This is a genomic window from Parvibaculum sp. (assembly GCF_002684405.1).
Classification (GTDB): domain Bacteria; phylum Pseudomonadota; class Alphaproteobacteria; order Parvibaculales; family Parvibaculaceae; genus Parvibaculum.
On sequence record NZ_NYVD01000033.1, the window covers coordinates 1 to 9,988 of the forward strand.

Here is a 9,988-nt window from a genome sequence, read left to right on the forward strand (position 1 = left end):
AAAGCACGGCGAGCAGGCTGACGAGTATGGGTACGAAGTAGAGCGTGAGCCCCGCCTTGGACGCGCCGAGAAGTTCCACGCCCCGGTTGAAGCAGACATAGGCGAGGATCGACGGAAAGATCGTCACATAGAGCACGGCCAGAATGCTGTCCCGGCCCAGCGTGAAGGGCTGCGCGTGGAAACTCTCCCAGATATAGAGCGGCAGAAGCGCGACCCAGCCCGTCATGAAGGTCAGGCTGAGAAAGGTCATGGGATGGATTTGCGGCCTCCAGCGCAGGCCCACCGAATAGGCCGCATAAAGCACCACGCCCGCAAAGACCCAGGCATCGCCCTCATTGAGGGACAGCGAGGCAAGCCGCTGCCAGTCGCCCTTGAAGAGCGTCACGACCACCCCGGCAAGGGCGAGCGCCATACCGGCAAGTTCCCGCCAGCCGGGGCGCTCCCCGAGGAAAAGCAGAAAGATAATGATGATGGCAGGCATGGCCGCCTGAAGCAGGCCCGCATTGATCGCCTGCGTCGCCCCGAGCCCGATATAGAGGCATGTGTTGAAGGTCGCGATGCCGATGACGCCCAGCGCCACGATGACCGGCCAATGGCATTTCAACGCCTCTCGATCGTTCAGCACAGGCCTCCATGCGAAAGGCAGCAGGACCAGAAAAGCGAAGAACCAGCGCCAGAAGGCAAGCCCGATAGGCGGCACCGCCGTGACCGCGGCGCGCCCCACAATCGCATTTCCCGCCCAGAACAACGCCGTGAAGAAAAGCAGAAGCCAGGGCCGCTGATACATCCATCGCCCCGCCCCCAGCACCGCGCTCACGGCCTAGCCCCTGTCGCGCAGGAGGCGTGCCTTGTCGCGCTGCCAGCTCCGCTCTTTCATGGTCTCGCGCTTGTCGGTGGCTTTCTTGCCCTTGCCCAGACCGACCTCGATCTTGGCAAGCCCGCGCAGATTGAAATAGAGTTTCAGCGGCACAACCGTCATGCCCTGGCGCTGCGTGGCGTTCCAGAGCTTGGCGATCTCCTTCTTGTGCAGAAGCAGACGGCGCGGACGGCGGGGTTCGTGATTGAACATGCTCGCCGCCTGCTGGTATTCGGGGATGAAGCAGTTGATGAGAAGCGCCTCACCCTCCTTCACCTGCACATAGGCCTCATTGAGGCTCGCCTGCCCGCCGCGCAGCGATTTCACTTCGGTGCCGAAAAGCTCAATCCCCGCCTCGAACGTATCGCCGATGGCATAGTCGTAGCGCGCACGCCGGTTGTCCGCGACCAGTCTGGACCCGTCACCGGCTTTCTTCTTTGCGCCACCGCTTTTTGAGGACATGGGGTTTGTATCAGTTCAGCAGGCCGGCGTGACGCATGGCCTCGCGTACCTGCTGCTTGGTGGCATCGGAAACCTCGATCAGCGGCAGGCGCAGTTCGTCGCTGCAAAGCCCCAGCTCGCTGAGCGCAAACTTGCTGGGCGACGGATTGGACTCAACGAAAAGCGCAGTATGGAGCGGCATCAGCCGGTCCTGAATTTCGAGCGCCTTCGCATACTGGCCGTTGAGCGTTGCTTCCTGAAATTCGGCGCAGAGCTTCGGGGCGACATTGGCGGTCACCGAAATGCAGCCGACGCCGCCATGCGCGTTGAAACCGAGCGCCGTCGCATCCTCGCCGGAAAGCTGGCAGAAGCCTTCGCCCATCGCCTGACGCTGCAGACTCACGCGGGCGAGATTGGCCGTCGCATCCTTCACGCCATAGATGTTCTTCAGCTCGAAGAGACGCGCCATGGTCTCCACGCTCATGTCGATCACGCTGCGGCCGGGGATGTTGTAGATGAAGATCGGAATATCGATCGCATCGTTCACCGCCTTGAAATGGCGATAGAGCCCTTCCTGACCCGGCTTGTTGTAATAGGGCGTGACGACCAGCACCGCATCGGCGCCCACATCCATCGCAAAGCGCGCCAGGCTCACCGCCTCGGCGGTGTTGTTGGAGCCCGCGCCGGCCATCACCGGCACGCGGCCGGCCGCCACCTTCACGCAGAGTTCGATGACGCGGCGATGTTCGTCATGGCTGAGCGTGGGCGACTCGCCCGTGGTGCCGCAGGGAACCAGCCCATGCGTCCCCTCGGCAATGTGCCACTCCACCAGTTTTTCAAAGGCAGCCTCGTCCACCTTGCCGTCGCGAAACGGGGTGATGAGAGCGACAAAGGATCCCTTGAACATGACTTGGCTCCATAGCGGGGGCTGGCTGTTTTGAAGGCGCGCAACATAACCGTAACTTTCTGAAGCGGCAAGGAAATGCCCCTTCCCCGACGATCCCTATTGCAGCGCGAAGTCGTGGCTCTGTAAGCTGGGGGCGAAAAGGCAGTCTCGAATGCCGTGGGCCGGGGGGCCGGACGTGCTTTTAGGGTAAAGGGGATCATGCGGCGACGCTTGTCGCAGCGCAGGGTCCAATCCTCCAGTGACTGCGGGGTCGTGCCGTGATGGGCCGATATGGAAGGCGTATTTCTTCTCTGACCTGTTTCCGGCTGGCAGCCGCCTGCCTGTTGCCATGTGCGACGGCCGCGCTCGCCCTGCCGGCTTTCGCGGCAGACGTCCCGCTGGCGCGCCCGGGGGCATCCGGCGCCGCAACCCCGGCGGCGATCCCCGCCCCCCCAATACCCGCCCCGACGGCCCCGCCCGGCATACTGGACGCTGCCGACTGGGTTCACGTCAGCCGCGCTTTCGACCTGGCCGACGACGATCAATGGCCGGAATTCGCCCAGGAAACCGCGGCGGTGAAGAATCCCGTCGCGAAAAAGCTGCTGCTCTGGGACAAGCTGGTGGAAAAGGACAGCGGCGCGACGCTCGCCGATATCGCCGCCTTCCAGACCGCCAATCCCGACTGGCCGCTCCAGTCGCTGCTCGACCGGCGCGCCGAAGAGGCGCTTCTCGACTACCCGGCCGACGCGCAGGACACGCTGAGCTGGTTTGCAGCCCACCCGCCCGTTACCGGCGACGGCAAGATCCGCTATGGCGAGACGCTGATCCTGACCGGCGACAAGGAAAGCGGCGCCGACTGGATCCGCCGTGCCTGGGCGGAAAACGATTTCTCCGCCACCCGGCAGAAGGAAATCATCGCGCAATACGGACAATATCTGACGCAGGACGTGCAGATGGCGCGGCTGGCCCGGCTTCTCTGGGAACGCCGCAGCACCGATGCCCGCAAGACGGCGGCCATGCTGGGCGAAGACGCGCAGAAGCTCGCCGATGCGCGCATCCATCTCGCCAGCCGCTCCAGCAAGGCGGAAAACGCCCTTTCGCGCGTCCCAGCCTATCTGCGCCGCGACCCCGGCCTGATTTTCGATCAGGTCCGCTATGAGCGCCGCAAGGGCAACGACACGATGGCCCTGCCGCTGCTGCTGACCGCGCCGGCAAGCCCGAGCGACATGGTGCGGCCCGATAGCTGGTGGGTGGAACGGCGCATCGCAGCCAGAAAGGCCCTTGCGGACGGGCTCTACGAGCAGGCCTACGAGATCTCCTCCGAACACGGCCTCACCGAAGGCGCGGACTTCGCCGCCGCCGAATTCCTCTCCGGCTGGATCGCGCTTCAATATCTGAACGAACCCGCCAAGGCCGCCGCCCATTTCGACCGGCTGGACAAGGGCGTCTCGACGCCGATCAGCAAGGCGCGCGCGAAATACTGGCTGGCCCGCGCCGCTTCGGCGGGCGGACATGCCGACCGCGCCAAGCGCTTCTACACCGAAGCCTCAGCCTATCCGACGACCTTTTACGGCCAGCTCGCCATCGCCGCACAGGCGACGCAAGGCGGCGATGGCATGCTGAAACTCGCCAACGATCCGACGCTGCCGCGGAAGGAAAAGCAGAGCTTCGAAAAACGCGAACTCGTGCAGGTGGCGAAAATTCTCCACCAGATCGACCGCCAGAGCACGCTCTGGACCTTCATGCTGCATATGGCGAGCAGGCTGAACGACCCGGCGGAACTCGCCGCCCTTTCCGACCTCGCCCGGCAGTTCGGCGATCCCAAACTGTCGATCCGCATCGCCAAGGCGGCGGCCATGCGCAATATCGTGCTGACCGACAGGGCCTATCCAACGAACCTGATGCCGAACTGGAAGCAGGTCGGCCCCAGCGTGGAACCCTCGCTCGTCTATGGCCTGTCGCGGCAGGAAAGCGAGTTCGACGCAGACGCCATCAGCCATGCCGGCGCGCGCGGCCTGATGCAGCTCATGCCTTCGACGGCGCGGCTGGTTGCGCGGCAGTTCAACATGCCCTATTCGCGCAGCCGTCTGACCGATGCGGAATACAATGCGACACTGGGCGCCGCCCATCTCGGCGACCTCGTGCAAAACGAGTTCGGCGGCTCCTACATCATGAGCATCGCCGCCTATAATGCCGGCAAGCGGCGCGTCGACCAATGGGTGGACCGGTATGGCGATCCGCGCTCCACGGCGGTCGACCCGATCGACTGGATCGAGAACATTCCCTATTCCGAAACCCGCAACTATGTGCAGCGCGTGATGGAGAACCTCGAAGTCTATCGGGCGCGGCTCGAGGGCAAGGAGCAGCCTGTCCGGCTCGGGGCCGATCTCCGGCGCAATACGGGACCGGCAATCACCACCCCGCCGCCCGAGCGCAAGCCCGACGATTTACCGCTTGTGCGCCCTGCCCCCAAAGGCCATATGGCTCCCGTCGTCGAGGCCGACGATCGCTGACCCCTTTTCGTGATAACCTGCGGGAGATAACGCATGCAGCCCACGCCCTACCGGGACTTCCTCTACACCACGCAGGAAGGACTGAGGCTCTATGCGCGCGACTATGGCGAGCGGACCGCGCCGAAAACGCCGGTCATCTGCCTGCCGGGGCTGACCCGTAATTCCAAGGATTTCGAGGCGCTGGCGGGGTTCCTCTCGCAGGAGCGGCGCGTTCTCTGCCCGGACCTGCGCGGGCGCGGCCTGTCTGAATATGCAGGCGGTGCGGACGCCTACACGCCCCAGAACGAATTGATGGATACGCTCGACCTGATGACGGCGGCGGGTATCCATCAGGCGGTCTTCATCGGCACTTCGCGCGGCGGCATCATCACCATGCTGATGGCCGCCTTCCGCCCGGTCGCCCTCAAGGCGGCGATCCTCAACGATATCGGCCCGGAGGTGGAGGCAAAGGGCCTGGAACGCATTGCAGGCTATGCGGGCACGATGGAGACGCCCTCGACCTGGGACGAAGCGGCGGTGAAGCTGCGCATGATGAACGAGCGCGACTTTCCCAATGTCACGGGCGGTGAATGGCGAGCCTTCTCGCAACGCACCTTCGCCACCGACGAAAACGGCGCGCCGAAAATGGACTACGACCCGAAGATCGGCACGGCCATGCGCAAGGGACTGGACGCCGCCAAGGGCGAACTGCCCGATATGTGGGCCCAGTTCAAGGCGCTCGCCCATGTGCCCGTCCTCGCGCTGCGCGGCGAGAACTCCGACATCCTCTCCGCCGACACGCTGGCGAAGATGGCCGAGGAACATCCCGCGCTGACACCAGTCACGCTGCCCGACCAGGGCCATGCGCCCTTCCTGGACAGCGAACACGAATTCAGCGTCATCTCCGACTTCCTCGAGCGCCACGCCCTCTGATCGGCGCTGAGCGTTGGGTTCATCGCCTGAGCCGCAGCATCTTCGTTGCGCCCCTCTGAAATTCGTAAGGGACCGGCACCAGCTCCGCTTGCATGCCTTCCCGCGCGAAATGCGCCAGCACGCCCGGCAGATGGCTTGACGGCCGCCCGTCGAGATTGATCAGCGGAAAGACGCGCACCTCCCCTGCGACGCGCAGCAGCTCGTGCAACGCCTCTATATGAAAGGCGAAGTCGAGATCGTCGCCATAAAGGAACAGCAGGTGAGATGAAAGCGCGAGACGGAAAGCCCCCTCGGCGAAAGGCAACTTTGGCAAGGAGGCTTCGACATAATGCCGTGCGCCTGCCCTTTCGTAATCGGCCAGAAAGAGCGCCAGCGCTTCGCGCCTGATGGTCTCGATGGCCTCGGGCGAACCATATTGCGACCAGCGGAAGCGATGCCGCGCCTGACGCAAGCCCTCCATCATCGCGCCGCGCGTCTCCTCGAAACGCTGCGCGATTGTCTCACCGGGCAATGCGTAAAGCGGATCGGTAGCGGTCACTTGCGCGCCCGCCGCCGAGGCCTCGGCGGCAAAAGACGATGGCCCCGACCCGACATCCAGAACGGCTCCGCGCAGATCCGCCTCTTCCAGTGCGAAAAAGGCGCGATACTCCCAGAGGCGCCGCCCCCAGGGCACGATCCCGTCCAGTTTGAATTCCTGCTCCATCTCCATCACCGGCTCTCCTTTCAGGCCATTTTCGGAAACGGCCTTCTCCGGTGGAGGAAACGAAAAAGGCCGCCTCGAAACGGGCGGCCTTTCTGTCGGATCGACGCACGATCTGGTCCAGGGCCACCCTCAGGTGGTCCACCAACCGATCATCTTGTGCGCGACGTAAGTCATTCGATCCTCATTCGTTGAACGGGACATTACGCCCGCCCGGTGCTTTCGCCAAGTGCTTACTTCGCCTTGCGGTAATGCATGATGCCCCAGGCCAGATAGCCCTTGTCGGCGCCATTCACCCAGTGCTCCAGGCCCTTGATCATGTTGTCGATGTAGTCACGGCTCACACCGACCTCGACAAGCTTGTCATAGCCCTTCTGAAGCTCCTGCCGCACGCGCCAGTAGTGGCGGCGAAGCTGATCGACGTGATCGTCGAAACCGAGCTTCTCGAAACCGAGCGCTTTGAGTTCCTTGTCGTAGAAACCCGGGGAACCCAGCGTCGCAAGATGAATGCGATCGAGGATCGGCTGCAGCACATCCGCCGGGCAATCGTCCCACTGCATCGGATCGGTGAAGATGAACTGGCCGCCCGGCTTCAGCACGCGGGCCACCTCTTCCATCACCTTGACGCGATTGCCGCTGTGCAGGATCGAGTCCTGCGACCAGACGACGTCGAAGGAACCATCCTCGGCGGGAATATCCTCGAAGCTGCCATGCTTGACGGTGATCTTGTCCGACAGGCCGGCCTTCTCCGTCATCTCGCGATTGATGGCGTTCTGCTTGTCGGAGATGTTCACGCAAGTGACGTGACAGCCATAGGTCTCCGCGAGGTAGCGCGCCGCACCGCCATAAGCGGCACCGATGTCGAGCACCTTGGTGTCGGGACCGATGCCCTGGATCTTGGACGCGATGGTCTCGTCGGTGCGATGGCTCGCATCGCCGACGGGTTCCTCATCGTCCTTGTACAGACCAATGTGAATGTCCTTCCCACCCCAGATGGTGAAGTAGAACTTATCGGCATCGTCGCTGTCGTAATATTCTTCTGCCTTGGCGACGGCGTTCGTATCAGGACTCGTCATCGTAGGCTTTCTCCGCAACATGAACGTAAAAGTCGGTTTCCTTATCGTCATAGTCAGCGTTGAAGTCACCATAGGTGGTGATCTTCTGGAAGCCGATCTCGTGCATGAGGCGCTTCACATAGGCCTTGCGCAGCGGGAACATGTTGAGGTGATAGACGCTGTCGTCCGGGAATGTGTACCGGAAGCGCGCCAGCGAGTCGTCGACATGTTCCGGCTCGGCCGTAACCTTGTCGCCGCAATAGTAGTATTTGTGCTTCGTGCTGAAGCCTTCATCCATGATCAGGTCATAGTTGCGCTGGTCCAGGATGAGGACGCCGTCATGCTTCAGAGCGGCATAGAATTCGGCGAGCGCCCGGCGACGGTCCTTCTCCTCGAAGAGATGGGTGAAGGAATTACCGAGGCAAACGATCGCATCGTATTTGCCGTGTACGTCCTTGTTCAGCCAGCGCCAGTCCGCGCAGATGGTCTGAAGAACGATGCCGTTGTCGCGGCCATTGTCGAATGCCTTGACGAGCATTTCCTTGGCGCCGTCGACGGTGGTCACGTCGAAACCGGCTTTGGCGAGCTGCACGGAGTGAAAACCTGTACCCGCGGCGACGTCGAGGATCTTGTGCTTGCCGAGCTTTTTCAGCAGGTCGATGAAGAAACGGCCCTCGCCTTCGGCGCGGCCCTTCCAGTCGATCAGCTGATCCCATTTGTCGACGAAGGATTCCGTATATTCGTGCTGATAGTGATCGGATTCACGAACTGCGAGGGGATCCTCGCCGAAATCCTGTTCTTTCTTGAGTACGGTACCAGACATATTGCCCCTTCAAAAATGCCGACATGCCGGGCGCGCAAAAGCGCGCTCCGCCGATCGGTCAATTTGTGATGGCACCAGCCACATGACTGGCGCCCTAGGTCTCGATTTCAAAGGTCTACGTAAAGATGTGCGCAGGATGCGCAGCGCAGACCGCACCGGACACAATCGCGAGGGATTTCGCGATTGAGCGGCATAGGCGCCGCTTGGATGGTGCTGTCGAGGTCGAAATCCTCGCAACGGCACAGCATGATTGCTGCGCCGGAGAATTCCTTGCCCGACGGGATGGGACCGTAACAAAGCCTCTGCGAGGTATCAACAGCGGCAGGGTAAATCTTTTAAAAACAAATGCTTTTCAGCGTTTTGCGTCTTTTATTTGAGATATTTCTTTCAAAAAGCAGCTCTTATGTATCGAGCCTGTATGCTTTTCCCTCTCGTTTCACATAACCCGCTGTGGGCGCCGCAAAATGCGTCCCGATCACAAGAACCGGCGTTTCCGCTAGGTTTTTGAACATGCTCTCGCGTGTCGCCGTCGATCCCGCAGAATCGACATCCGCCGACGATGCCCAGTCGGGGCGCGCGAACTGACACGGATGATGGATGAAATCGCCCGTAATCAGCGCTTCCTCGCCTTTCGACGAAATTTTCACGCTCACATGGCCCGGCGTATGCCCGACGGTGGGAACGAGAGACACCTCGTCGCAAAGCCGGTGATCCATCTCCACCAGATCGACAAGCCCCGCATCGAATACCGGCTTCACCGAATCGGCGAAGACATGGACCTGCTCTTCGTTTTCCGTCTGGGACTGCCAATGCTCGAACTCGGTACGCGCCATCAGATAGCGCGCCTGAGGAAAGGTCGGCACCCACTCCCCGTCCTTGAGCATGGTGTTCCAGCCGACATGGTCGACATGCAGATGAGTGCACATCACCATGTCGATCGAGGACGCCGGATAGCCGGCCTCCTCCATGCGCTCCAGAAAGGGCTCGTGCCGGTCGTTCCAGATCGGCGCCATGCGGCCCTGCTTGTCATTGCCCAGACAGGTATCGACCATGATCCGCACCGACGGCGTGTCGACGATAAGGGCGTGAATGCTCATCACGAGCTTGCCCTCCTCCGTCACGAAATGCGGTTTCATCCACTCATAGGGCGCGACCGCTTCCGGCGTCGCCTGGGGAAGGATAAAGCGCGTACCGCCCGCCATCTCCATCTCGATGATCCGCGTCACGGTCACATCGCCGATGCGCCACTGTTCCATTCTCTCCGCCCCTCGTTCTTGTTCCTTTCCTGCAAAGCTAGGACAAACCGGCGTGAATCTCTCAAAAATTTCATTTTGCAGTTGCGAAAAGGCTCCCCACATGACCCGATAGAACGGTTGCTTATCGGAGCCTCCCATGGCCGCGCAGACACCTTCTCGACCCACTCGAAAGCCCCCATCCTCCACCGAGGCGGAATGCCCGGTGCTGGTGCTGCAAGGCGGCGGCGCCCTCGGCGCCTACCAGGCCGGCGTCTATAGCGCCTTGTCGGAGGCCGGGATCGAACCGCAATGGCTGGCCGGAATTTCCGTCGGCGCCATCAACGCGGCGATCATTGCCGGCAACCGGCGCGAAGACCGCGTGGAAAAGCTCAAATCCTTCTGGGACCGCGTATCCGGCACGCTGCTGGGCGAGCCCGTCATGCCGGGGCTGGAAATACGCAGCCTCTATGCGCAGGCAAGCGCGGCGTCCGCCCTCGCCTTCGGCATCCCGAGTTTCTTCACGCCGCGTGTGCCGCCGCCCTGGCTGAATCCGGCCGGCAGTCCCGC

General features: G+C 62.2%; 10 protein-coding genes. 3 read left to right on the forward strand and 7 right to left on the reverse strand.

All coding sequences use genetic code 11. The annotated features are described in order from the left end of the window. From CMI59_RS02845 to dapA, 3 genes are all read right to left on the reverse strand, one after another. Nucleotides 1-817 (reverse strand): DMT family transporter (locus CMI59_RS02845; protein ID WP_293324485.1); only part of this gene is annotated, 817 nt, incomplete at its 3' end. 3 nt (nt 818-820) lie between these two features. After that, the gene (gene smpB, locus CMI59_RS02850; protein WP_293324488.1) at nt 821-1,318 is read right to left on the reverse strand and encodes an SsrA-binding protein SmpB; all 498 of its coding nucleotides are present in this window, start codon (nt 1,316-1,318) and stop codon (nt 821-823) included. 10 nt (nt 1,319-1,328) lie between these two features. Next, entirely contained in the window at nt 1,329-2,204 is an 876-nt protein-coding gene (dapA, locus tag CMI59_RS02855; RefSeq protein WP_293324490.1) for a 4-hydroxy-tetrahydrodipicolinate synthase, read from the reverse strand. 260 nt (nt 2,205-2,464) lie between these two features. On the opposite strand from dapA, the gene CMI59_RS02860 reads away from it, so the two are divergent. After that, nucleotides 2,465-4,696: a lytic transglycosylase domain-containing protein gene (locus CMI59_RS02860; protein WP_293324493.1), complete on the forward strand. Its 2,232-nt coding sequence runs from the start codon at nt 2,465-2,467 to the stop codon at nt 4,694-4,696. A gap of 33 nt (nt 4,697-4,729) precedes the next feature. Further along, a complete protein-coding gene (locus CMI59_RS02865) occupies nt 4,730-5,608 on the forward strand; it encodes an alpha/beta hydrolase (protein WP_293324495.1) in 879 nt (292 codons plus the stop codon). A gap of 19 nt (nt 5,609-5,627) precedes the next feature. Here the strand turns inward: CMI59_RS02865 and CMI59_RS02870 are convergent, their stop codons facing one another. The 4 genes from CMI59_RS02870 to CMI59_RS02885 form a co-directional block, all read right to left on the reverse strand. Next, nucleotides 5,628-6,317, reverse strand: a complete 690-nt coding sequence (locus CMI59_RS02870) for a hypothetical protein (protein ID WP_293324498.1) — start codon at nt 6,315-6,317, stop codon at nt 5,628-5,630. A 224-nt stretch (nt 6,318-6,541) separates the two neighbouring features. Next, nucleotides 6,542-7,384, reverse strand: coding sequence for a methyltransferase domain-containing protein (locus CMI59_RS02875; RefSeq protein ID WP_293324501.1), 843 nt, complete (start codon nt 7,382-7,384; stop codon nt 6,542-6,544). Next, a complete protein-coding gene (locus CMI59_RS02880; RefSeq protein WP_293324503.1) occupies nt 7,371-8,186 on the reverse strand; it encodes a class I SAM-dependent methyltransferase in 816 nt (271 codons plus the stop codon). Before CMI59_RS02880 ends, CMI59_RS02875 begins: the two co-directional genes overlap by 14 nt. A gap of 401 nt (nt 8,187-8,587) precedes the next feature. Beyond that, nucleotides 8,588-9,442, reverse strand: coding sequence for an MBL fold metallo-hydrolase (locus tag CMI59_RS02885; RefSeq protein WP_293324505.1), 855 nt, complete (start codon nt 9,440-9,442; stop codon nt 8,588-8,590). 136 nt (nt 9,443-9,578) lie between these two features. Between CMI59_RS02885 and CMI59_RS02890 the strand changes: the two genes are divergently transcribed. Continuing rightward, nucleotides 9,579-9,988, forward strand: a 410-nt coding sequence (locus CMI59_RS02890) for a patatin-like phospholipase family protein (protein WP_293324507.1), incomplete at its 3' end; no start/stop codon positions are given.